22 protein-coding genes, 2 pseudogenes and 1 riboswitch are annotated in these 23,146 nt (G+C 46.1%); of the genes and pseudogenes, 21 read left to right on the forward strand and 3 right to left on the reverse strand.

Features of this window, described 5'->3' with window-relative positions; all coding sequences use genetic code 11:
- Position 1 precedes the first annotated feature (1 nt).
- From GWK75_01160 to GWK75_01200, 9 genes and pseudogenes are all read left to right on the forward strand, one after another.
- On the forward strand, positions 2-370 hold the full coding sequence (locus GWK75_01160; protein QHU91072.1) for a response regulator: 369 nt from the start codon (positions 2-4) through the stop codon (positions 368-370).
- Complete coding sequence (recO, locus tag GWK75_01165; GenBank protein QHU91073.1) at positions 367-1,041, forward strand: DNA repair protein RecO; 675 nt, start codon at positions 367-369, stop codon at positions 1,039-1,041. The genes GWK75_01160 and recO overlap by 4 nt, the downstream gene beginning before the upstream one ends.
- A gap of 88 nt (positions 1,042-1,129) precedes the next feature.
- Positions 1,130-2,475, forward strand: a pseudogene (locus tag GWK75_01170) (glycine--tRNA ligase).
- Positions 2,472-3,272 carry a hypothetical protein gene (locus tag GWK75_01175; protein QHU91074.1) on the forward strand — a complete coding sequence of 267 codons (801 nt, stop codon included), beginning with the start codon at positions 2,472-2,474 and terminating at the stop codon, positions 3,270-3,272. Before GWK75_01170 ends, GWK75_01175 begins: the two are co-directional and overlap by 4 nt.
- Before the next feature lie 16 nt (positions 3,273-3,288).
- Entirely contained in the window at positions 3,289-3,768 is a 480-nt protein-coding gene (locus tag GWK75_01180) for an NUDIX domain-containing protein (protein ID QHU91075.1), read from the forward strand.
- A 47-nt stretch (positions 3,769-3,815) separates the two neighbouring features.
- Positions 3,816-4,505: a hypothetical protein gene (locus GWK75_01185; protein QHU91076.1), complete on the forward strand. Its 690-nt coding sequence runs from the start codon at positions 3,816-3,818 to the stop codon at positions 4,503-4,505.
- An 8-nt stretch (positions 4,506-4,513) separates the two neighbouring features.
- Positions 4,514-4,981 carry a histidine phosphatase family protein gene (locus GWK75_01190; protein ID QHU91077.1) on the forward strand — a complete coding sequence of 156 codons (468 nt, stop codon included), beginning with the start codon at positions 4,514-4,516 and terminating at the stop codon, positions 4,979-4,981.
- 198 nt (positions 4,982-5,179) lie between these two features.
- Positions 5,180-6,061, forward strand: a complete 882-nt coding sequence (locus tag GWK75_01195; GenBank protein ID QHU91078.1) for an NAD(P)H-binding protein — start codon at positions 5,180-5,182, stop codon at positions 6,059-6,061.
- A gap of 373 nt (positions 6,062-6,434) precedes the next feature.
- Positions 6,435-7,052 carry a hypothetical protein gene (locus GWK75_01200; GenBank protein QHU91079.1) on the forward strand — a complete coding sequence of 206 codons (618 nt, stop codon included), beginning with the start codon at positions 6,435-6,437 and terminating at the stop codon, positions 7,050-7,052.
- 168 nt (positions 7,053-7,220) lie between these two features.
- Here GWK75_01200 and GWK75_01205 read toward each other — a convergent pair whose 3' ends face one another.
- Both GWK75_01205 and GWK75_01210 read right to left on the reverse strand, forming a co-directional pair.
- On the reverse strand, positions 7,221-7,724 hold the full coding sequence (locus GWK75_01205) for a hypothetical protein (GenBank protein ID QHU91080.1): 504 nt from the start codon (positions 7,722-7,724) through the stop codon (positions 7,221-7,223).
- Complete coding sequence (locus GWK75_01210) at positions 7,702-8,934, reverse strand: hypothetical protein (protein ID QHU91081.1); 1,233 nt, start codon at positions 8,932-8,934, stop codon at positions 7,702-7,704. Before GWK75_01210 ends, GWK75_01205 begins: the two co-directional genes overlap by 23 nt.
- Positions 8,935-9,153: 219 nt before the next feature.
- Between GWK75_01210 and lysS the strand changes: the two genes are divergently transcribed.
- The 3 genes from lysS to GWK75_01225 all read left to right on the forward strand — a co-directional run bounded on the left by lysS (position 9,154) and on the right by GWK75_01225 (position 11,395).
- Positions 9,154-10,680: a lysine--tRNA ligase gene (lysS, locus tag GWK75_01215; GenBank protein QHU91082.1), complete on the forward strand. Its 1,527-nt coding sequence runs from the start codon at positions 9,154-9,156 to the stop codon at positions 10,678-10,680.
- Between the two features lie 56 nt (positions 10,681-10,736).
- Positions 10,737-10,997, forward strand: coding sequence for a hypothetical protein (locus GWK75_01220; protein ID QHU91083.1), 261 nt, complete (start codon positions 10,737-10,739; stop codon positions 10,995-10,997).
- 152 nt (positions 10,998-11,149) lie between these two features.
- On the forward strand, positions 11,150-11,395 hold the full coding sequence (locus GWK75_01225) for a hypothetical protein (GenBank protein ID QHU91084.1): 246 nt from the start codon (positions 11,150-11,152) through the stop codon (positions 11,393-11,395).
- Between the two features lie 109 nt (positions 11,396-11,504).
- On the opposite strand, the pseudogene GWK75_01230 reads toward GWK75_01225, so the two are convergent.
- Positions 11,505-11,837 (reverse strand): annotated as a pseudogene (locus tag GWK75_01230) (hypothetical protein).
- A gap of 305 nt (positions 11,838-12,142) precedes the next feature.
- Between GWK75_01230 and GWK75_01235 the strand changes: the two are divergent.
- The 9 genes from GWK75_01235 to yvcK all read left to right on the forward strand — a co-directional run bounded on the left by GWK75_01235 (position 12,143) and on the right by yvcK (position 22,603).
- The gene (locus tag GWK75_01235) at positions 12,143-12,562 is read left to right on the forward strand and encodes a ribonuclease HI (GenBank protein ID QHU91085.1); all 420 of its coding nucleotides are present in this window, start codon (positions 12,143-12,145) and stop codon (positions 12,560-12,562) included.
- 72 nt (positions 12,563-12,634) lie between these two features.
- Positions 12,635-12,735, forward strand: a riboswitch (SAM riboswitch).
- A gap of 61 nt (positions 12,736-12,796) precedes the next feature.
- Entirely contained in the window at positions 12,797-13,798 is a 1,002-nt protein-coding gene (locus GWK75_01240; GenBank protein QHU91086.1) for a methionine adenosyltransferase domain-containing protein, read from the forward strand.
- A gap of 41 nt (positions 13,799-13,839) precedes the next feature.
- The gene (locus tag GWK75_01245) at positions 13,840-15,366 is read left to right on the forward strand and encodes an AAA family ATPase (protein ID QHU91087.1); all 1,527 of its coding nucleotides are present in this window, start codon (positions 13,840-13,842) and stop codon (positions 15,364-15,366) included.
- Positions 15,367-15,387: 21 nt separating this feature from the next.
- The gene (locus GWK75_01250; protein ID QHU91088.1) at positions 15,388-16,068 is read left to right on the forward strand and encodes an ATP-binding cassette domain-containing protein; all 681 of its coding nucleotides are present in this window, start codon (positions 15,388-15,390) and stop codon (positions 16,066-16,068) included.
- A complete protein-coding gene (locus GWK75_01255) occupies positions 16,061-17,827 on the forward strand; it encodes a hypothetical protein (protein QHU91089.1) in 1,767 nt (588 codons plus the stop codon). Before GWK75_01250 ends, GWK75_01255 begins: the two co-directional genes overlap by 8 nt.
- 81 nt (positions 17,828-17,908) lie before the next feature.
- Positions 17,909-19,231, forward strand: coding sequence for a hypothetical protein (locus GWK75_01260; GenBank protein QHU91090.1), 1,323 nt, complete (start codon positions 17,909-17,911; stop codon positions 19,229-19,231).
- 55 nt (positions 19,232-19,286) lie between these two features.
- Positions 19,287-20,285, forward strand: a complete 999-nt coding sequence (locus tag GWK75_01265; protein QHU91091.1) for a DUF4868 domain-containing protein — start codon at positions 19,287-19,289, stop codon at positions 20,283-20,285.
- 46 nt (positions 20,286-20,331) lie between these two features.
- Complete coding sequence (locus GWK75_01270) at positions 20,332-21,588, forward strand: family 1 glycosylhydrolase (GenBank protein ID QHU91092.1); 1,257 nt, start codon at positions 20,332-20,334, stop codon at positions 21,586-21,588.
- A gap of 4 nt (positions 21,589-21,592) precedes the next feature.
- The gene (yvcK, locus tag GWK75_01275) at positions 21,593-22,603 is read left to right on the forward strand and encodes a uridine diphosphate-N-acetylglucosamine-binding protein YvcK (protein QHU91093.1); all 1,011 of its coding nucleotides are present in this window, start codon (positions 21,593-21,595) and stop codon (positions 22,601-22,603) included.
- The last annotated feature ends 543 nt before the right edge of the window (positions 22,604-23,146 follow it).

A 23,146-nucleotide genomic window follows, 5' to 3' on the forward strand; every position in this document is an offset into this window, starting at 1 on the left:
TATGGCGGGGCGTGTACTGATCGTTGATGATGACGTATGGTTTGCTGATCAACTTGCTCGAACGGTAAAAAAGGCAGGCTACAGAGCGACATGTGTGCGTAATGGTGTCGAGGCTATGATAGAGATTGACTCTGCGCGTCCAGATGTCATAGTTCTGGACTTTTTCATGCCTGGGCCGAACGGGCTGGTTTTGTTGCATGAACTGCAATCCCATAGTGATCTTGCAACCATTCCGGTTATACTTTGCACTAATATAGCGTCAGATATCAAGTCGGACACCCTAGAGCAGTATGGGGTGAGGTGCGTGCTCGACAAAACAGCTATGGAGCCATCAGATGTTGTTACGGCAGTTCGAAAGGTGCTTCTATGAGCGTTGAGCGCACTAGGGCGATCGTGCTCAGACGAACCAATTATGGTGAGGCTGATCGTATTTTGCGTCTACTTACACCACTGGGTCAACGCAGCGTGATGGCGAAAGGTGTCCGACGAGAGAAAAGTAAGCTCGCTGGAGGGATAGAATTATTTGCGATTAGCGATGTGGTGATTAACACAGGTAAGGGTGACCTGGGTATTCTTACCTCAACCCAACTTGTGCATTTTTATCGATACATTCTCGAAGATTACGATCGCTTACAGTTTGGATACGAGGCAATTAACCTCGTATCGAGGGCGAGCGAAAGTATTGATGAGCCAGAGTGGTATGGTGTGCTGAGTGAAGTATATATGGGGTTAGATGCCATGAGCATACCTCTACAGTTAACTCAAAGTTGGTTTTATCTCCACTATGCAGAGCTGACTGGGTATGAACTGAATCTGTCGGTTGATGTTTCTGGTCAGCCACTGTCAAGTGACAAAACGTACATGTATGACATAAATGAGCGGGGATTACGTCGGGCCGACCAGGGTGAGATAAGCGCCGATCACATTAAACTTTTGCGTATATTGATGACAAAACCGATCGAATCGGCTGCTCAAATTGGTGGTATTGCATCGGTACTGCCGGATGTTTGGCTCATTACTCGTCAGCACGCTTCTGTTTAGTGAAATATACCTGTCCAGGGGTGAGTGTAGTATACTAAATTACGAATAACTACTACCATGTTGCCAACACGGAGAAAGGGACATGACGATGAGTCAAGCAAAAATGGAAGATATTGTTAGCCTCTGCAAACGTAGAGGGTTTATTTATCAGGGCTCAGAGGTTTACGGTGGTCTATCCGGTACTTGGGACTACGGCCCGTTGGGCGTGCAATTGAAGCGTAATATCATGAATTTGTGGTGGCGCCGGTTTGTTGACGAGCGCGACGATATGTACGGCGTGGATGCGGCGATTCTGATGAATCAGAAAGTGTGGAAGGCGAGTGGGCATGTCGATACCTTCGTCGATCCGCTGTGCGAAGATATGGTTAATCACCGACGCTACCGCACCGATCATATCCTCAAAGACAATGGTGTTGACGCTGATGGTATGACCATGGAGCAGATGGATGCGGTGATTGCGGAGCGCGGCATCAAAAGCCCTGATGGCAATCCGCTAAGCAAGTCGCGCACTTTCAATATGATGTTCAAGACACGCGTTGGTGCCACTGAGAGTGATGACAGTATTTCTTATCTCCGTCCGGAAACTGCCCAAGGTATCTTCACTAATTTCAAAAACGTCGTCGATAGTTTCTACCCGAATTTGCCGTTTGGTATTGCCCAAGCTGGTAAGGCGTTTCGTAATGAAATTGCGCCGCGCGATTTCGTCTTTCGCAGTCGCGAGTTTGAGCAGATGGAGATCGAATATTTCGTCGATCCTGAGCACTGGCAAGAGGCGTTTGATGAGTTGCTGGCGGCGACGCATGAGTTTTTGGCGGAACTGGGTTTGAAACCAGAGCACATTCACGAGCTAGACGTGCCAGCGGAGGATCGGGCACACTATAGCAAAAAAACGATCGACATCGAATACGACTATCCGATCGGTCGCGAGGAGTTGATGGGTATCGCTTACCGGACCGATTTTGACCTGATGAATATCCAGCGGGTCAGTGGTAAGAGTATGGAATACACCGTCAAGGGACGAACACAAAATTTGTTCCGCACGTCATCGAGCCGAGCTTTGGTGTGGAGCGAGCGCTGATGGCGGTGTTGTCGGGTGCGTACCGTGAGGACGAGCAAAACGGTGAAAAGCGGGTGTACTTGGCGCTGCCAGAGCACTTGGCGCCGGTAAGATTTGCCGTTTCACCGCTACTCAAAAACAAGCCAGAATTGGTGGAAAAAGCCCGCGAAGTCTACGCCCAGCTCGCCAAAGCCAACCCGGGCCGAGTGATGTGGGACGACAACGGTAACATCGGCAAACGCTACCGCCGCCAAGATGAAATTGGCACGCCGCACTGCGTGGTCATCGACTTCCAGACGCTGGAGGACGGCACGGTGACCGTGCGTGAGCGGGATACGACGGAGCAGAGACGGGTGAAGGTTGAGGAGTTATCGTGATTAATGATTTTCGTCGACGGTGGGGGCTGTCCGAGCCAAGTGTTGAGGATAATATTACTACAGCGATTTATAGAATACGCGCTCTAATAGGCGATTCTTTGTATGTTCGAGATAGTAGTAAGCTAAATAAGTTTGCATTTATAGCGGCGGTTCCGCTAGAGAAGTATATAGAACTTACTTATGAAGGTGGAGTATTTAATTTCAAAAAGTATTTTTCAGGTATAGTATCTACCGTAGCCTTGGCGGAGAAACTTGAATGTATCCTAGTTTCTAGTGTAATTAGCGATAATCAAAAGGATATGATCGTTACGATAATTAATAATGAAAATGTAGGAATTAGGATCAGCAAAGATAAGAGAGGAAAATATGTAACCTATCCTCAAGGTGAGCCGATGCTAGATGAAAAGGTCGTAGAGCGCACTTTATTGAGCCTAGATGGTAAGAGTGCAGGTGAATATGAGAAGGCGTTAAGAGAATATGCTTCGGGGAAATGGAATGAGTCATCAAACGCCACTCGGCTTACCCTTGAAGAGTATTTGCGGCAATATCTGAATAATACAAAAGGTCTTGAGGCTAATAAAAAAACTATAGGAAGTGTCCTTAAAGAGGCTGGTGTTGCCAATCATTTTCGCAATTCCATTACCAGTCAGCTTAATACGCTAGATAGTCATTACAACCCAGGATCAAAGCATGGTTCTAATACGCAAGGAGCTGTGGAGTCTGAATATTTGATATATTCCGTTGGTGTCATTGTGAATACTTTGGAGCAGCTAAAAATATCTGATAAAGGCGCTTGATAGTATAATTATCCTTATGTCAAAAACCACCAAAGGACATATCATCAAGCAGAATCTAGATGGTACGGATCATCTGGATTGTTTGTATCGCATTTCGCTCAAAGCATTGATTTATAACGAGGCTGGGCACATTTTGGTTGTCAAAGAAATTGATCGGACGTATTGGGATTTGCCTGGTGGTGGTATGGATTTTGGCGAGACGATTGAGTCGTCGCTGAAACGCGAGTTGTACGAAGAGGTTGGCTACAAGGGCGGTTTGCGTTATCAGCTTTTTGACGCGTCGGATGAGATGTATATTGAGCGGATTGATGCTAATCAAATCTGTTTTTATTGCCGTGTCTGGCCGGAGAATTTTGACTTTGCGCCAGGTGAAGAGGGTGATGAAGTAATGTTTATTAACCCTGAGGAGTTATTACTTCAGAAAAGCGAGGTTGACGCGCCAGCTCGAGCGTATAGAACTCATATGAAATGGCAGGAACTATATAATAAGCAGTAAGTATTGTAAAGATATATTTAATAGATTTAGTAAATAAGGGAATATTTATGACAAAAATACTCGCAATAATTTCCACCCACGGTAACGAATTATTAGGCCCAAATGTGCTAGCATATATGCTCTCCAAAAGGTCTAAGCTACTGGAGGATATAGAATTTATCATAGCTAATCCTCGCGCTTACGCAAAGAATGTGCGGTATACCGAATCGGACTTAAATAGGAGTTATGGACTTGGTTTGGATACTTATGAGGGTCGGCGTGCGAAGGTGATTGAGGAGCGGATTCGGTTATTGAAGCCGGAGTTGGTATTGGATTTTCATACGACCACTGCCGAGCAGCCAAATATTTTGATAACGGCAGATAGAAATAATGAAGTAGTGCAGAGATTTATCAACTCTAGTTTTATAAAAGATACTTTAGTGGTTTCGCCGTTAAACGATATCACTACAGTGGCGTCGAATTTCGTGGCTTATGAGGTGTCTAATTCGCGCCTGAATGATGATTTGTACAAGCAGATATGCACTGATATAGAACGATACTTGGATGGGAAGATGATTGACCAGGAACGAACTTTTTATAAGATGATAGGAAAAATTCTGCCAGAGGAAGAAAAGAGCATAGATGGTCTTGAGAATTTTGTCTATAATGATGAACTTCAGGCTATTCCTTCGTTCCTAGGCTCAAAAGCCTATAAGCAAGACGGTACGTATGCTGGGTTTAAGCTGGAAGTGTTATAATTGTCCCTATGACAAAACTTACCAACGGACATCTCGTTGCACGAGATTCAGTTGGAGTAACTCGCCACGGCCAAGATGAAGACAATGTGCGTGGGATTTTGAATGGTCATCGCAACCTGCCGCTGACTGATTTGGGGCGTCAGCAGGCGCAGCAATTGGCGCAGCGCATCAGGGATAGGGAGCTGGTTTTTGACGTGGTGTACGTGTCGCCACTTGATCGGGCTCTCGAGACGGCAGCAATTGTGGCGACGGAGCTGGGTCTTGCCGAGCCGATAGTTCACGATGATTTAATCGAGCGTAATTTTGGCATTATGACCGGTAGGCCGGCCGCTGATGTTGAGGAAATGTGTGCGCCGGACATCATCAAAACAGAAAACGTGACCTATTTTTTACGTCCTGATGGCGCTGAGACGTTTCCTGATTTATTAGCTCGTGGCCAGCGGGTGCTTGATTCTATGGCGTGTCCGACACCCTGATCAAACGGTGCTACTGGTATGTCGTGGTGATATCGGCAAAATGATATATGCTGCGGCAACTAATACGCCATGGCGTCGGGTGTTGACTGATTCTTACTTTGGTAATACGGATATTATCGGGCCGATGCGTGATTAATGGCTTCAGGTATGGTATTATGTGTATACAATTGGTTGTTAATTTCAAAAATGAGGGGCAAAATGACGAAGCATAAAACGGTTCTCGTAGCCGGAGCCACAGGCTATCTCGGACGTTTCGTCGTCGCCGAGCTGCACCGCCGTGGCTACAAGGTGCGCGCGATCACCCGCAGTCGCGAGCGGGCCGTCTCTCCAGGCCCCTGGGATTCTCCCTCACTGGATGGCCTCGTCGACGACTGGGCCGTCGGGGAGGTCACGAATCCCGCATTCATCGCCGATGTCGCAGAAGGGGCCGACGACGTCATATCCGCCTTGGGGGTCACCAAGCAGAAGGCCAATCCTTGGGATATCGACTACCAGGCCAATCTCGCCGTCCTCCGTTCCGCGGAGAAGCACGGTGTCAAGCACTTCTGCTTCGTCAACGTCATCGGAGGCGACCAGTGCCCGGCACAGCTGACCCGGGCAAAGACCGCTTTCGCCCGAGAACTGACAGCCTCCCGTATATCGAGTCAGATCATCAATCCCCCCGGGTACTTCTCCGACATGACCCAGATTCTTCAGATGGCCAAAAAGGGTCGTGTCTTCCTCTTCCGCCCGGAAACCAGGATCAATCCCATTCACGGCGCCGACCTCGCGAAGTTCTGCATCGACCGCTTGACCGACGGCGAGGAGGGCACATGGAACGTGGGAGGCCCTGAGGTCTTCACCTGGAAAGGGCTCGCTGAGTGCGCCTTCCAAGCTCTCAATCGGCCTGCAAAAATCGCAACCATGTCACCCGCCATCCTGTCGCCCCTCATCGGAGCCCTCGGACTCTTCAACCGGAGAAGGGCCGACACGCTGCGCTTCATCTCATGGAACATGCTCCACGACTGCATAGGTGAACCCTTCGGCACTCACAGGCTGCTCGACTTCTACAAGGACCTGGTCCAAAAAGACGGTGATTAGCCACTTCGTGGTATGGTGCGGAGATATAGAGGACTTTGCTGTCCGCGTCGCGACCGATCATCTCGATATTGATACGATTGCTGATTGGCTGAAGCGCCACTTGCAGATGCGCGTGTCCTAAACATTGTATCATTCATATATGAGAGAAATTGAGATAAAAGTTAGATTGCGAGATAAAAAAGGGTTGCTGGCTGCGCTGGCGGCTAAGGGTGTTGTTCTCAGCGAGATCAAGTGTTGGCTTGCCGGGAGAAGCTGGCGGTGACGGCACCGTCACCGTGCGTGAGCGAGATACGACGGAGCAGCGGCGGGTGAGGGTCGGAGAGCTGTAGATACTAGATATGAAAAAATAAATTAGTTTTGAGGAGCTAAAATATTGATAGAAAGTAGACCTGAGTTTGATAAAACTACATCGTTTGACGAGTTTAATAAATATTATTGGTATCGTGAAGAACTTTCACAGATTTGCAAGTCATTAGGATTAGAATATAGAGGTACAAAACAAGAACTCAATCACATTATTGAGCAGTACTTTAAGGGTAATCTGATTAAAAAATCACTAATAAAAAATGAAAAGAAGCAAGTTGAAAATATTACATTAGACATGCCATTACTTGAATGTGGTTTTTCTTTTAATGCAAAATTTAGAGAATATTTCTCCGCCGTAACAGGTATTACACCTTTTAAATTTACTGCTGATATGGCTACTGCTTGGCGGAAAGTAAAAAGAGAAAAGGATGGCAAATTTACAATCAAAGATATGCTGAAGGTGTATTATGGAGAGTCGGATTATGCCAAGTATGATAATTCTGTTTGTCAATGGAATCAATTTTTAAAGGATTTCTGTGCAGATGAAAATAGCCGCAACTATTCGAACAAATTAAAAGTAGCTTCTATTCTTTGGAAAGAAGTTAGAAATTCAAAAAATGAAAAAATTTATTCAAAGAATCTTTTGAATGAATATGAACATACAATAAAAGAGTATCACAAGTAGGTAATTCGGGGCTTGTTAAACTAATAATTTAATAAAAATTAACACAGAACAGTAAACCTAAGAATTACAGATTTACTGTTTTTTCTTTGCCTAAAAATGAGAACGAGGTCAAATTGGCAATGACAGCAATTGATAGGTTAGTGTCTGGCTCAGTCTGTACCGCGATCGTTAGGATGACTGATGTGCTCGTGTGTCTGCTAGCCACTTGTCAATCGCAGTGTAAAACTCCTTGGGATTACCCCGAAATAACTTGCGTCGTAATCGCGACAAAATACGCTCATGCAATGAGTGTGGTCGGTAGATGCGTAAATGCTTGAGTGACGCCATGGTTGCCGTGCTTGAAGTGCCGTCCCAATGAGCTATTGTTAAGGTTGGTGCAAGTCTAATGTCAATCGACGGGTCAATATCATACGTCGATCCGTCAATAAATACGCGTAGTATCACATGTCTCTCATATCGTTGGCGGCGAATTTTGAGGATATGTTCGGGGATCTGCAGGTCTTGCCAGTCAAAAACACCAATTAGCAATTGACTGGTAATACCGATATGCTGCAGTTCTTGTTTCAAGAGTACGCATTTTTGGTAACACGACCACACTTCATCACTGCCACTTGTTCCGTAGGGCAAGTCGCGAATCTTTTCAAATATTTTAATTGCTTTTTTGACTCTCATGATAGGTAGAAAATGGGACTACGTCTATGATATCGCTGGAATTTGTTAGAATCATGAGAAGTCTATCAATACCAAATCCAACGCCACCCGCTGGAGGCATACCAACGCGTAGCGCATGATAGAAGGTTTCGTCCATGGTTAGCTCTTTATTTCGCCTAGTTAAGAATCTGTCAAAAGCTTGTTTCTGCACCTCGGGGTCGTTGAGTTCTGAATAGCAGTTTGCAAGCTCCATACCACCAAGATATAATTCAAACCTTTCAAGCATCAAGTTGTTATTCCTGTGATCTTTAGCCATCGTTATGTCGTAGCACATGACGCTAGCATCTTTTGGAAAGTCGTAAATGAAAGTAGGTTGTATTAAGGACGACAGGTAAAGTTTTTCAAATATGTCAATAATTATATTGCCTGGCGAAGCTTGCTCAGAGTACTCTATGTCTATCGTTTTTGCAACATCAATTAGCTCGTTGTAATCTAATGCATATAAATCCTTGCCGAACCTTTCTAATAGTGTATCGTGAATAGATATTCGTTTCCATGGCTTGGAAAAGTCTAAGACATTGTCCATAAAGGTTAGTTTTGACTTTCCTGTAATTTCTTTTGCAAGGTTTTTTAAGAGTTTTTCTGTAAAATCCATCATATATTTGTAGTCAACGTAAGCCATATAGTATTCTACTGAAGTAAACTCCATTAAGTGAGTTCTATCAATCTTTTCGTCTCTGAATACCTTATTTATAGTGAAAACTTTATTAAACCCACTAACTAAAAGCTTCTTCAAATATAGCTCTGGTGAAGACGCTAGGGCAAAACGCAACCCATCGTATGTCGCTGTCTCTGCAAAGATTGGGCGGGACGTGGAATCTCCTTGAAATGGATGAAGGAGAGGGGTGTCAATCTCCATAAAACCTTCATCCATCAACAATTTGCGGATAGAACTGAGAGTTTTACTGCGAAGCTGTATATTTTTCGCTATCTTTTTGTCATTAATATGAGAAAGATGTCTGTATTTAAGATTGTAATCCTTGTTTGTATTCTTATAATCAATACCGATGCGGGTTTTGGTGAGTAGAGTTAAATCATTAGCTATGAACTTATCATTAGAGCTATCATATGTAATGGCGACGCCAACAATGTCACCTTTGTTTAGCAACCTGACGATATTCAGATCTAAACTGTCAATGTACACATCAATATCACCCGAATGGTCGCTCAATGTCAACTCTTTATCGTTAACAATTCTTGTTATTCTTCCCGCTATCTTTGTAAAGTTTCTTGGTTTTGCTATTACATTTCTCAGATTGTAGTAAAACTCATATTCATAAGCATAGCATGTGATATTATTTTCTAATAATTTTCGAAATTGTTCGTCTAATATGTTAACCCTTCTAACAGTTTATGAATTAATGTAACAAACTAGCATATAATGTAGCACATGAAGTGGCTTAATGATATAGTAAATACTTTTCAGGATACTAATAAAGAGATTTTGGTTTCCTCGGGTGCGTCGCCGTCGGGCGTGTATCATGTGGGGCATTTGCGTGAAATTGTCATCGCTGACGCCGTAGTGCGGGCGCTGAAGCAAGCAGGTATTCGGGCGCGCCATGTGCACGTTTCAGACAACCTTGACGCCTTTCGTAAAGTGCCGGTCAATCTGCCGGCTAGTTACGAGCAGTACTTGGGTATGCCGCTCTATACAGTGCCATCACCAGATGATCGGTATGGTTCGTGGGGAGATTTTTGCCTGAAGCCATTCCTCGACAGTGCCAATAAAATTGGCGTCACCATGGACGTGATCTATGCTAGCGATAAGTATCGGAGCGGGTTTTTTGTGCCGGCCATTGAGCGCTCGCTGAGCCGTATTGACAAAGCCAAGTCCGCCATCCAGGAGGTATCGGGCCGGCAGCTGGACGATCAGTGGTCACCAATTCAGATCATGGAGCATGGTCGGCTGAAAAATCGTCGGTTCATCAGCATGGATAGCGATGCTAAAACGATCACCTATCGTAGTCATGATGACTCGGAGCACACGGTCCGGTATGATGACGGGCAGGTAAAGCTGGACTGGCGGCTGGACTGGCCGGGGCGATGGTGGTTGCTCGGCGTTGATGTTGAGCCGTTTGGTCGTGATCACGCGACGAAGGGCGGCTCGTATGATACCGGCAAGCGGATCGCCCGTGAGGTTTATGACATTGATGCACCAGTGCCGGTGCCGTATGATTTTATCAATCGCACTGGCGATACCAAAAAGATGAGTGCCAGCAAGGGCACCGGCGTGAACGCGCATGATGTTGTCGATATGCTGCCACCTGAGGTGGTGCGCTATTTCATGCTCCGGTATTCGCCAGCCAAGCGACTGTATTTTGACGAGACCGACAGCCTGGTGCGGCTGGTTGATGAATTTGCAACAATGAAGCAGCATCCGCAGAATGAGCTCGACGAACAGCTATTATTCTTGTGTACTGACGGGCTGAGTCATCCAGCGGTCAGCTCAATTCCATTCTCGCATCTGGTCATTTCATACCAAGCGGCGCTGTGCGACATGGCAAAAACGATTGAGATTTTGCGGCGCAGTCCGGAGTACGCTCGCATCGTCGATGAGGAAGAGGCGGTGATCATCACGGAACTAGGCTACGTCAGCCGGTGGCTGGAAAAGTGGGCGCCTGAGTCATTGAAGTTTCGCCTGGCGGACGAGGTGCGTCCTGACGAGTTTTCGCCAGAACAAAAAGAATATTTACGGCGGTTGGCCGACGATATCGCCGAGGCGCCGGCTGAGGCTGATGGTAATTGGTTTCATCAAGCAATTTACGCCTACAAGGAAAGCGGCTTGCTGTCGCCGCGGGAACTTTTCACGACCATCTACCGCGTGCTCATTGGCAAAGATTCCGGCCCACGCGCTGGCTGGTTCTTGTCAATTTTGCCGCGGGATTGGTTGATTGAGCGGCTGCGACTAATGAAGTAGGGGCTGCATTGGGACTGGGCTACGGCAGCGTTGTAAGTCATAGTAAAGGAGATGACATGACATTTGAAGAAGTACAAAAGTTGGTAATGAGCCACGTCTGTGTTCGCCAGTGGAATAAGACGAAGAGTTCGCGTGGTTTGGCAATTTCGTTATCATTGGAGGCTAATGAATTATTAGAGTATTTTCAGTGGAGCGATACGCATATTGGTACCAAAGACGACATGGCAAGCGAGCTGGCTGAGTTGGGGATTACTAGCCGGCACGATGAGGTGACTGATGGCTACGATATCCTGATGAAGAAGTTGAGGGCGCAGTAAAGACACTCAATTATCTTAACTGAGGTGACTACGCTTGGTATTTTACAGTCCATCACTCCTCCTGCTATAATAACCACATGCATATTATTCTTGGTGGGACGAGTGGGCTTGGACTGGAGATGGCGCGGTAGCTCAAAGAAAATGGTAAGCGCGTGTTGGCGCTGGGGAAGACGCATAATGCTCAGGAGCACGGTGAAGGTTTCTCGCTGGATGTGTATTATCCCGAGCAAGTAGCGGCAGCGCCAGCGCGGATTGAGCAGATTCTGGGCGGCGATGAAGTAAAGTTTGTCGACCCAGAAGAGCTATTGCTGCAAAAGAGCGAGGTAGATGCACCCGTACGTGCCTATAAAGCTCATGCGAAATGGCAACAGATATGCAATAACCATATGACTGGTTAAGCTAGTTTTCATGAGAACGTGCATATATGTCGCCAATGACATCTAAAGGAAGCGGCGATTTGTCACGAACTATGTGCTCTATTTCTAGTGCAGTCAAGGCCGTGTCGTATAGTCGTCGCCAGACAATTGGGCGGCCTTCTTTTTCGGCGCGTTTAATTCCATATTCCATACCACGACTTACACCTAAATCACTGTACACAGCAGTAAATTGCGCGTCTCTACCGATGACGAGCCCAGCTTCAATACCCTCGTCCCGTTCATGAGGATTTTGGTCGTCAAGCATTTGTGTGTAGAGTAGGTGACTGGCAAACGGAGCTTCCCCGCGCCCTAGGCTGTCTCGCATAGCCAATAAGGCATAGGCTACGTTGGTGATGATATTTTCGCGTGTTGGAGCGCCAAACGGGCTTTCTAGCTGTACTTTTGGTCGGCTTAATTCAGACATGAAATTCTCTCTATATCAATATTGTATCCACAAGTATGGCACATTAGTCCGTATTGCCTCAAGCATTAGTAGAAATGACACTAGTCTAGTGTCGGTGTGGGTATGTGCATAATTTTTCCACATTACCATAAACGCTATATATGGGCACGCTATATATAGTGTGTGTATGTTGTTGATCTGTGAAGCTGAGGGATTATGTGGCTAGGTTTTTGGCACTCTGGGATTGATATTGACAGGCTCATAGTGACACTTGGAAGCTCATGGTATGATACGGAAAGGAGATTTATACTAAAAAGGAAAAATTGATGCGAATATTTTTTACTGACGGAAGTGCAAGTCCAAATCCCGGTCCAGGCGGCTATGCCGTAATTGAAAACGGTAGGCCGGTCGCCCTAGGCAGTGAAGAGGGCGATACTACCAATATTCGTATGGAAGGATATGCGATCATTGAAGCGCTGAAGCTTGCCGGTGGGGAGGAATGTGAGATTCGTACCGACAGTGAATTCTGGATCAACGTGATAACCAAATGGGCGCCTGGATGGGCGGGTAAGGGCTGGAAAAAAAGCGGTGGTCCAATTAAAAATCTGGAACTTGTTCAGGAAGCCTATGAACTATACAATACTTCGCGTGCGAAGCTAGTCTGGCTGCGTGGTCATGTGGGTCATGAGGGTAATGAGTTGGCTGATGAGTGGGCAAACAAAGCTAGGGGGGGTGCTAGGTTGTAGATATTCTTTCTTTTCGTGTAGATTTATTTGCAACATGAATAACTTTTTGATACAATAAAAACGTTAACAATATAAGTATCAAGAGAGCGACGAGGGATTGGCCCAATGACTCGCCAGCAACCGGCTACTATAGCAACGGTGCTAAGTCCAACCCGAAGCGGGATAGATGCGAAATGAGTGTCAAGTGAAACTCCTTTAATCTACGCTGCGGGGTAGATGAAAGGGGTTTTAATTATGTCAGAACAAAAAAATATTCACTATAGAACTGCTGAGAGTGTTAGCCCGGGGCATCCAGATAAAATATGTGATCAGATTTCTGATGCTGTTCTAGATGCCTACCTGGCGGTCGATTGTCAAGCGCGTGTTGCAGTTGAGGTCTGCGGAGGGCATGGGACGGTATTTTTGACGGGTGAGGTAACTGCGAGTAAATACGTCGATGTGGTGCCGATCGTCAAGCGACTTGCTGGAGATGTTGAAATTATCGAACATATTGTCAAACAGAGTCCTGAGATTGCTCGTGGAGTTGACGCTGGTGGTGCGGGCGACCAGGGAATTATGGTGGGGTACGCGACGAATGAAACGCCAGAGATGATACCTCTCGAGACATCTCTTGCTCGTAGCCTAAACCAGTATCTCTATGAGAAGTGGCCGTATGATGGTAAAACTCAGGTGACTCTACGTAACGGCGAGATTGATTCGGTTGTAGCTAGTTTTCAGCACGCTTCACACGATGAGCTGGAGCGGGTGGTAAAAGAATGGATTCGCACGCAGAGCTATGTAGGCAAGGTTTCTAAAAAAGGACGAAGCAACGCACCGAGGCTGCACATAAACCCAGCTGGAGATTGGTCTCAGGGTGGTTTTGAAGCGGACGCTGGGCTAACTGGACGTAAGTTGATTGTCGACAACTATGGTCCTCGTATACCGATTGGTGGCGGTGCGTTTAGCGGTAAAGATGCAACAAAGGTTGACCGAAGTGCGGCTTATATGGCGCGACGAATTGCTGTAGATTACCTGAGACGTTTTTGTGCAAAAGAGGTGTATGTCTATCTGGCTTATGCGATTGGTTACGATCAGCCACTTGAGGCGACGGCGATTGTCGATGGTGTCGAAAAATGTGTCGAGGGGTATGATCTCAGTCCTCGCGGTATTGTGAAATCCCTCAAGCTCGATAAGCCTCAATTTGAGCAGACGGCACGGTATGGCCATTTTGGGCATGGATTTACCTGGGATAAATAGTACAACAAAAAACTGATAAGACTCACGCTATACTGTAATTAATGAATCAGGCGTTAGCACTTGAGGTATTGCTCTCTGGGCAGAGCGCGTTATTGACTGGTCCGGCTGGGACGGGTAAAACTTTTGTGCTGAACCAGTTTATTAAGCTTGCAAAACACGACGGTAAACATGTCAGCGTAACGGCGACAACAGGGTTGGCTGCGACACATCTCGGCGGTACGACAATTCACGCCTGGGCGGGGATAGGTGTAAGTGACGCGATCGGTAATGGCTTTGTCGAGCATATGGCAAAGGGTCGACGTGAAATTATTGAAAAAACTGATATATTGATCATCGATGAGATTTCAATGCTTCATGACTATAGACTTGATATGGTTGATGAGGTTTGTCGACTGGTTCGACGAAAGGATGAGCCGTTTGGCGGTATCCAGATAGTTATGTCGGGAGATTTTTTTCAACTACCGCCAGTTAACCGCGATGGCAGTAGGGAGGGTGGATTTGTCGTAAATAGTAGCGTATGGCAGGAGCTCGACCCGGTTATTATTTATCTTGACCAACAATTTCGGCAAAAAGAGGGTGATGAATTACTCGACATTTTGACTAGTATGAGGACAAATAATTTAAGGCGTCGACACGCTGAATGTCTACTCGCTCGGGCTGATGTAGAGCCGCCTGAGGATGCTAAATTAACCGAGCTACATACTACAAATGTAGATGTGGATCGTATCAACGAATTGCAACTTGCTAAGCTTGACGGCGATGAGCTGATTTATCAGCAGCATAGTACAGGAAGTGCAAATTATGTCGAGAATCTACAGCGTGGGGTGCTTGCGCCAGCGATTCTGACGCTCAAGCAAGGGGCGCTTGTCATGGCGGTCAAAAATGATATGAATCGTCGATATGCAAATGGTAGTATCGGCACGGTTGTTGATTTTGAGCCGGCGACGGAGTATCCAATTGTCGAGTTTTTAAATGGCAAAACTGTGACCATGCAACCAGATACCTGGGAGCTAAGAGATGGCGACAAAAAGCGAGCCAGTATCAGTCAGATTCCACTCAGGCTTGCCTGGGCGATTACAGTTCACAAAAGTCAGGGGATGACGCTTGATATGGCACGGATTGACCTGCGCAAAGCGTTTGTGCCTGGAATGGGATATGTCGCGCTTTCACGAGTCAAGGATATCGGTAACCTATATCTCGCTGGCATTAATCGAATGGCTCTTGTAATGAGCGATGATGCACGCATGATTGATGAGCAATTGCGTTATCGCGCTACTCAAGATGCGAAACGATTTGCTTATCTCGAGGTACAGGCTAATTCTCGTAACAATCAGCCTTTAGAGAAAAAGAAGAAACAGATTGGTTCAACTTGGTCAGAAAAGATTGCCAAAATGCGCGAAACGTATCCAAATGCTTACATGCCGTGGACTGATTCTGATGACGCAACGCTCAAGGAAGATTTCCAAAATGGTTGTAACATAAAAAGCCTTAGCAAAAAGCTTGGTCGTCATGAGGGTAGTATTAAAATGCGCCTGCAGAAGCATTTCGGCGAAGATGTTGTTCGATAATACTCATGCTAATATGAATATATGCTAACGCTTGAACTACAGGGGGTCGATAAGAGGTATCACAAAGACGGCAAAGATGTTGTTGTCCTCGACGATGTTTCGTTCTCTGCAAAATCAGGAGAACTGGTGGCGATCGTAGGTGAGAGCGGCGCGGGAAAGACGACTTTAACCAAGTTGATTACAGGTATCGATACGATTGACGGAGGTGAGATTGTTGTAAACGGCAAGTCTTCTAGGGCGGTAACTTTAGCTGAATTTCGCTCCTATATGAGTACGCTTGTGGGCTATATCTCACAAGACTACCAGTTGTTGCCATACATGAGTGTTTATGACAATGTGCTAATCGGTCGGTTACTGATGCCTGGTATTGATGAGGCTGGGTCTCGTGCTAAAGCCGAGCGGACTCTAGAGTTGGTAGGCTTGGGTGACAGGACTAGCTATTTTCCGTCGGAGCTGTCGGGCGGTCAGCAGCAAAGAGTTGCGGTGGCGCGGGCACTTGTTCGTGATGCAGAGATTATTCTGGCTGATGAGCCAACCGGTAATCTAGACTGGCCTAAGGCGCAGCAGGTGATCGACCTGCTGAGCGAAGTCGCTCATACGATGGATCGACTAGTCCTGATAGTTACGCACGATCAAAGGATAGCTTCTCGAGCGGATAGGGTGGTTAGGGTTGATCAGGGAAGGTTGCGGGTGGATGAATAGAATGAGGGTATTTCAATTAATTGTTGGTCGTAAGCTACGCTACTACAAAAAGAAGAATATTCGGATTGTCTTACTCTCGGCTTTGCCGTTATTGCTTGTTGGGCTAGCTGTGCTATTTGGAGTTGCGGTTGGCTCATTTTTTGTTCCACAAAATGAGGCGATGCACAAAGGTAGCTACTATCTACTTTCGGGACAAGATATTGATGAGGGTGAGCTAGCAACAAACAATAAAGTGATTGGTCTAGCAAAACAAAAATACCAACGTATCCAGTCTATAATAGAGGCTAATTCGGGTAGAGTAGACCCTAGCCTGCTCACTCTGTCTGAGAATCCCATAGTATCCGAGGGTGGTAGAGAGATGGTACAGACAAATGGCTCAATCGGTAAATGGGCGGTAGAGAATTATCGCGCATCAAGCGAGTATCGAGAGGGTAGTTTACGGCCGCTAGGTTTGGCGTCGCAATCGACCCGTATTTATCAAGCCATACCTCGTGGTGGTTTTTTGAGCATGTATGTTAACGGTAGAGACCCTATTGTCCATAGTGAAAAACAGAGTGATGTTTTTTCTAGTCAGGCGCCACTGATTCTCGATGAATCTGTCCTGAGGCCATACATTACTACTTCACTTAATACCGTTTCGGCGGACGAAATACCAATCTTGTTGCCTATGTCAGAGCTGAGGTCGATAGGACTGATCTCGCAGATAAGCAGGACAAATAATTTTGAGGATATGATCAGAGAGGCTAGACAGATGGCCACTCAGGCGTCTGGCAAGACGGTAGAGGCTTGTTTCCGAAGTGATTACGAGATGGCACTCTTGCAACAGGCCTTGGCTGACGAAAAAAGCAGTTCAAATTTAGCCAGGACTGACTGCGCTTCACTTGCAGATACAAAAGACTTGGTGTCCAAGAAAATTGCTGATGAACTAGGCTCAAACACTAAAGTATCGGTACGGAAGGTTCGCTTTAGGGTGGTTGGTGTTTTGCCGGATATCTCCTGGTATGCGTCGCAAACTACGGACCAGCTAACGTCGATATTTTCGATGTTACGAGCGGGCACTATTAATGCAGCGGTTATCCCCGCTGGTTCGTCTAGCGCCAAGCTAAACCAAGATATGTTTATCGCAAGCAGCACAGTTACTATGGGTACACGTCACAAGATGACGCTCGAGAGGTTTGATAGCCAGAAAGACGTTATAGAAACCTATCAAAAGTTTAGCTGTCCGACAGTCAGCCAGCGATGTACACAGGGTACGTATCGATTGAGTGAGGTTGGTACAAACATTATCAGCACTACAGATGTTTTATCAAAAATATCCAAGGTCACGGTGAGTCTTGCTATTATCGTTGCACTAGTTTCTCTGGTGGTTATCAGTATGACGTATATCAATCTCGTAACAGATGATGGTAAAGAGATAGTGCTATTACGCACTCTGGGCATGAAAAGGTGGTGTATGATGGGCGTTTACACGGCTTACTTTGGTATATTATTTGCCGTATCGTCAGTTGCGGTTTATGTATTTAGCTATCTGTTGGTTGGGGTATTGGGCTGGTTGCTGTCGGATAAGTTACAGGCGATACAGTATTTTGTGTATGGGCTCGTAGGCCCCTCGTCTGGGTTTGAGCTTGGCCGTGTATTTGGCGGTACGTGGTTGTGGCTGGCACTAGTACTAGCGGGACTCTTGGCGCTGGTGCAAACTGTAGTTATATTAAGGACCTTGAAGCTATTTAATGTCCGCACTGAGTCGGTAGATCAATAGAAGGCTCTGGGTGTTATCGATTCTAAGTTGACTTTTTATTAAATATATGATAGTATAGCGGTATATCTTGTAGATACAAAAATGAAAATACGTCCAAAAACACCTAATCAATTGATTGCTCAGCACGAAGATACCTCGCCTGAAGTGCGTAGGCAAATTGAGGACGCCAATGGTGACTTGTCGCAGGTAGCGACATCGGCGTTGTCCACATATATACAGCAGATTCGAGAAGTGAGGCGTAAGAGGGAGCGGTATTTTACTGAGCCGATTGAGGCGTTTACCTCAGCAATTCCGCTTAAACCAGAAATAGAGCAGAGGATGATCGAGGCCTACAGAGACAGAGTGGTTGATGTTACTGACACCTCAGGCTCTGCTCGTGAAACTGTGCGTAGGCAGTTTCCAAGTGGCACCTTTTTGTTCCACGGTTCGATCACTAGTCGTCTCATCAAAACCCTCCAGAGTGGATATTTGATGAACGCGCACGCTCTTGGGGGTAAGTCGGATCGTGAAGATAATGGCGGTGAAGAGGGCATATCTTGGAGTATTGGTGATATTGAGGCGATACCGTCAACGCGTCACCATATGGCAGGATTTATCGCGTCGCCCGAAAAGATACTCGGTGAAACGACACAGCTTGCAGTGCCCGATAAACCGGCGCCGTACGAGGTAGTCCAGCTTTCACGAAACATTGACGCCAAGGAATATTATGACGCCTACACTCAGGCGCGGCTGCTTGAGGGTGTATATTATGCATTGTGTTCCTTGAGCGATGTAGAAGAGCCTGAGCGTGCTGATATGCTAGAGGGTGTTATAGATTTAGATATCGATGAGTACGTAGAGAGAGACGACAAAGGAGATCTGAAGTTAACTCGTGCTACTTCGCGGTTAATGAATGAACAGGGTAGAGCGACGCTTGCCAAGCTGTGGCTTGAGGCTACACACGTGGATACAAATGACTGGGCCGTGCTAGAGGGCGTGATGGATGACTTGGAGCGCCGGATTATGAATGCAGCAGATGGCATAGAGAAATATGTTAATGACGCAAACGACGTACGTATCCCCGTAGATAAACTTACACTTGTGGTACCTCGGAAAGATATTAAAGCATGGATGCGTGTGTTGGTACGCTGTGGTACAAAGCCGGCATTTGTAATTACGTATGATAGTACGACGGTCCAGCTAGAAGATTTTGTTTCAAAGCATAGGGGAGATGGGCGTGAGCTAGCTCGACAGCTACGAGGAGTTATAGGTGAGACTCCGGATACAATCACGTATCAGAATCTCATAGGTGCAGAGTTTATTGATGAAATGCGGGCGATAGGGCACAAGCATTTGATAGACGCAGAGTATCTCGGAGACACAAAACGCGTAGAGATGAATCAAGGTAGGCTAGAGGTTTTGTAACTTTGGGCTATTTGTAGCTTATGCAAACTTTCAGAAAAATAGTACACTAAGTTATATGACTGAAACTACCGAAAAACAACCAGAACCAACAGATATTTTTTTGTGGGCCAACCAGGCAGACGCACACAAAGATGCACTAGAGGTTGATCTTTTTCTCTTTACCAAAGGCTACACTGTCTATGCAACTAATTATGCTAAAGAGCTAAAAGCGCAACTCAAAGTACTGTTCCTGTATGACATGATAAGCCAGGTCCAAACAGGGGCGGCAACTGGTATGCTGGTCCGAGATTTTGAGGCTGCAGTCGCTGAGGATAATGTGCTTGAGCGAACGGTATTGGAGCGAGTTGAGCACGCCCAGGAAGTGATCGAGCAGATTATGTACGGCGAAGAAAGCCTAGAGGTGTTTCGCGAGGGCGATCATGAATTTAAGAAAGTAAAGGGTATCATTGCGCGCTTCTCACGTCCCGACGCTGAGCCGTTTTTCATCGCAAAGCTTTTGCCGCAGTCCCAGGTCCTAAAGGGCGCAACTGCTTGGATGTACAACGGCGACTCTTTTCAGCCCTTTGCGGCTGATGCGGGTCTGCGCATTACACCCGATAATCAAGTGCTAGTAGCAGGGCAGGATATATTTGCGTTTAGCGAAACAAAGTTTATCCGCATGTTTGGATATGACGCAAAGAAATTTGCAGTTGCCGAGGAGAAGATTAAAGAAATTGAAGCGCATTTTAAGCTCAAGTTTCCTGATGGAATGACGTTTGACTCGCTAGTGCGCGATACACCAAGCTTGGTTGGCAAGTTGCAAAAAGTTGATCCGACGATGGTGACCCAAGACCAGGTTGTCGACCACGCTGACGAGATGGGTCTCGAGCTCATGACAGATGATGCTACGGGCGAGATTATTATCATGGACGCAAAAGATGCTGCAAAATTCGTGAATCTACTTAATGACGACTATGTGACGAGCGATATGACAGGCATTAAATACGAGCTAAAGGGCAAAAAAGAACTTCGTGATAGCGGAGGTGCTTCTGCTGATGTCGAGATTGGCGCGTAGTTACCACCTTTCGTCTTATATGAATAAGTTGATATAATACACTTATATGCCGCAACGACCCAAGCTCTCATTTCCGAAAAGATTTCTGTGGGGTGTTTCGACAAGCGCTCATCAAGTAGAGGGTGGAAATCATAATCAATGGAGCGTGTGGGAACTCGAAAACGCGAAATCGCTTGCCGCACAAGCGCCGTATCAGTATGATGATCTGGCGAATTGGCCTGATATTCGTAGCGCCGCAAAGTCAGCTAGCAACTATGTCTCGGGTAAGGCAGCGAATCACTACACTCTCTACGAGCAGGATATTCAGCTTGTAAAAAAGATGAATATGAACGCTTTTCGATTTAGTGTCGAGTGGTCGCGAATTGAGCCTGAGCAGGGTGTTTGGAACGCAGAGGCAGTAGAGCACTATAAGTCGGTGTTAGCAGAGCTAAAGAAGCAGGACATTGAGCCAATTGTAACGCTATTTCATTTCACGCTCCCTGTTTGGTTTGCCAAGCTCGGAGGATTTGAAAAACGAGCGAACGTTGATCATTTTGTGAATTTCTCGGAGCGGATATTGGCGGAACTGGGGTCAACCGTGAAATACGTTATCACTATCAATGAGCCAGAGGTGTACGCAATCGAATCATACTATCGAGCAAAGTGGCCGCCTCAGGTACAGAGTCTAAGAAAGACAGTGTGTGTGATGAATAACCTCGCGCGAGCACATAACCGCATCTCTAAGCGTTTGCGAGCTATGAGCCGACGATATAAGGTGTCGGTCAGTGATAATGGTCTATATGTGTACCCGGGCGACGACTCGGCATTGAGCGTTCGTGCGGCGGCGGTAATACAGTACTTAAACGATGATTATTTTATGAAAAAAGTCGTCAAAAATTGTGATTTTATAGGTGTGAATTATTATTTTAGTAATCGCGTTTATGGGTATAGAGTACATAACCCTAACGATCACGTGAACGACCTAGGCTGGAGTATGGAGCCGGAGCATATTCAGCGGATGATTGAACGACTGTATGAAAAGTATCAGCTTCCAATTTTTATTACCGAAAATGGTACGGCCGACGCAAAGGACGAACATCGAAAATGGTGGATTACGCAGACAGTCATGGGTATCAACAAGGCGATGACAAATGGGGCAGAGGTGATAGGCTATCTGCACTGGAGTCTAATCGATAATTTCGAGTGGGATAAGGGTTTCTGGCCACGGTTTGGGCTATTTGAGGTCGATTACAAGACTGGCAAGCGGACGCCGAGGCCGAGTGCGGTATGGTTTGCGCGAGTGTTGAAAACTATGAGGGGATAATTTGATGAATGAGCCATTTGCACCTAGCGAGATGAAGATTGCCGTGATCGGTGGTGGTACGGGGAGCTTTATGCTGTTGTCGGCCCTCAAAGACCACACCTCGCAGATAGCAGCACTTGTCAACATGGTAGATGACGGAGGAAGCACAGGTGTATTACGTGATGAGCTGGGTGTGTTACCCCCTGGTGATGTGCGGCAATGTTTGGTGGCGTTGAGTGGCTCGCCACGAATACGAGATCTGTTTAACTATCGGTTCGAGGAAGGTACGTTCGAGGGACATTCTTTTGGCAATCTTTTTTTGACGGCGCTCGAAAAAACAACAGGTAGTTTCGCTCAAGCTATCGAGACGGCTAGTGATATCTTGCGAGTAAATGGTAACGTTATACCAGCGACGCTTGACGATGTTCGGCTGGTTATGAGTTGGGGCGGTAAATCTGACCTGACGCTACATGGCGAACGTGTAATCGACGCAGATCATTTCAAACACGATCCGCGTCGTGCTACTTTGTCGCTTGACCCGATTCCGACAGTTAATCCGATGGCGATTGCGGCAATTGAACAAGCTGATTTGGTTGTGATCGCACCTGGTGATCTATACACATCACTCGGTCCTTTATTGGTTATTGATGGGATAGGCGATGCCCTCAGACGAACAAAGGCGAAGGTGGTATATGTTTGTAATCTGGTCACAAAAGATGGTCAGACAAATAATTTTACGGTTTCTGATCATGCAGCGGAGATTGAGCGATTTGGCGGAGGTGGCTTTCTCGATGTTGTTCTATATAACAATCAGATGCCTTCTGAGCAGATGCTAGAGCGATATCAAACTGAACATGCGTATCCTGTTGTAGTTGATCCAGAGGCGCTTGCTTCTGCTTCCTATGAGGCGATTGGCGGTAACTTTATTGGGCAGATTGCCGAATACAACCCTGTCGATCAGCACATACCCGTGACACGGAACTTGATTCGTCACAATCCGGTGGCGGTTGCTAATACACTTGTTTCGCTGGTGTAATATAGCAAAAAATACCACAGTCTATAAAAAGTGTGGGGCATACTTTATCTCTGTTATATATTTGACTTATCCACAAAACTGTGGATAAACGTAACCACAATGAGAAGATATGTCAAAAAATGGTATTGCAGTATTATGCGATGTAAGGGTATGATGAGGTCAGTGGAAAAAGCACAACCAAAATACGTGCACACACAAACACCACAACATAAACCAAACATAATACAATACAACGATGATAGGGCAGAAACACGAAACCCAACATTCCAGCGAGTACGTCGTTAGGGTCGCTCTTTATCTATGTTGTAGCCGTCCGCTGATAGTTCAGCGCTTAGATTAGTTTACTTATCTGTTTTTTATCCAGTACATTAACAAGTAAAGATATCCTCGAGATCAACAATCTGGTAGTGAGACAGTGGTTTATCGATCCACTATAAAAATAGTCGAACGTACCTTCCTCTAACACAACACCTCCCAAAAAACTCCACCTCACATTTGAATCCCCGAAAAGTACATGCACTGATTAGGGTGTTCTCACAACAC

The sequence above is a fragment of the Candidatus Saccharibacteria bacterium oral taxon 955 genome (assembly GCA_010202265.1).
Taxonomy (GTDB): domain Bacteria; phylum Patescibacteriota; class Saccharimonadia; order Saccharimonadales; family Saccharimonadaceae; genus Saccharimonas.

Excerpts from the sequence above, each read along its gene's own strand:
- GWK75_01160 (QHU91072.1), top strand. The coding sequence starts at position 2 with ATGGCGGGGCGTGTACTGATCGTTGATGATGACGTATGGTTTGCTGAT.
- recO (QHU91073.1), top strand. The coding sequence starts at position 367 with ATGAGCGTTGAGCGCACTAGGGCGATCGTGCTCAGACGAACCAATTAT.
- GWK75_01180 (QHU91075.1), top strand. The coding sequence starts at position 3,289 with ATGTCAAAAACCACCAAAGGACATATCATCAAGCAGAATCTAGATGGT.
- GWK75_01185 (QHU91076.1), top strand. The coding sequence starts at position 3,816 with ATGACAAAAATACTCGCAATAATTTCCACCCACGGTAACGAATTATTA.
- GWK75_01190 (QHU91077.1), top strand. The coding sequence starts at position 4,514 with ATGACAAAACTTACCAACGGACATCTCGTTGCACGAGATTCAGTTGGA.
- GWK75_01195 (QHU91078.1), top strand. The coding sequence starts at position 5,180 with ATGACGAAGCATAAAACGGTTCTCGTAGCCGGAGCCACAGGCTATCTC.
- GWK75_01205 (QHU91080.1), bottom strand. The coding sequence starts at position 7,724 with ATGAGAGTCAAAAAAGCAATTAAAATATTTGAAAAGATTCGCGACTTG.
- lysS (QHU91082.1), top strand. The coding sequence starts at position 9,154 with ATGAAGTGGCTTAATGATATAGTAAATACTTTTCAGGATACTAATAAA.
- GWK75_01220 (QHU91083.1), top strand. The coding sequence starts at position 10,737 with ATGACATTTGAAGAAGTACAAAAGTTGGTAATGAGCCACGTCTGTGTT.
- GWK75_01235 (QHU91085.1), top strand. The coding sequence starts at position 12,143 with ATGCGAATATTTTTTACTGACGGAAGTGCAAGTCCAAATCCCGGTCCA.
- GWK75_01240 (QHU91086.1), top strand. The coding sequence starts at position 12,797 with ATGTCAGAACAAAAAAATATTCACTATAGAACTGCTGAGAGTGTTAGC.
- GWK75_01245 (QHU91087.1), top strand. The coding sequence starts at position 13,840 with ATGAATCAGGCGTTAGCACTTGAGGTATTGCTCTCTGGGCAGAGCGCG.
- GWK75_01250 (QHU91088.1), top strand. The coding sequence starts at position 15,388 with ATGCTAACGCTTGAACTACAGGGGGTCGATAAGAGGTATCACAAAGAC.
- GWK75_01255 (QHU91089.1), top strand. The coding sequence starts at position 16,061 with ATGAATAGAATGAGGGTATTTCAATTAATTGTTGGTCGTAAGCTACGC.
- GWK75_01260 (QHU91090.1), top strand. The coding sequence starts at position 17,909 with ATGAAAATACGTCCAAAAACACCTAATCAATTGATTGCTCAGCACGAA.
- GWK75_01265 (QHU91091.1), top strand. The coding sequence starts at position 19,287 with ATGACTGAAACTACCGAAAAACAACCAGAACCAACAGATATTTTTTTG.
- GWK75_01270 (QHU91092.1), top strand. The coding sequence starts at position 20,332 with ATGCCGCAACGACCCAAGCTCTCATTTCCGAAAAGATTTCTGTGGGGT.
- yvcK (QHU91093.1), top strand. The coding sequence starts at position 21,593 with ATGAATGAGCCATTTGCACCTAGCGAGATGAAGATTGCCGTGATCGGT.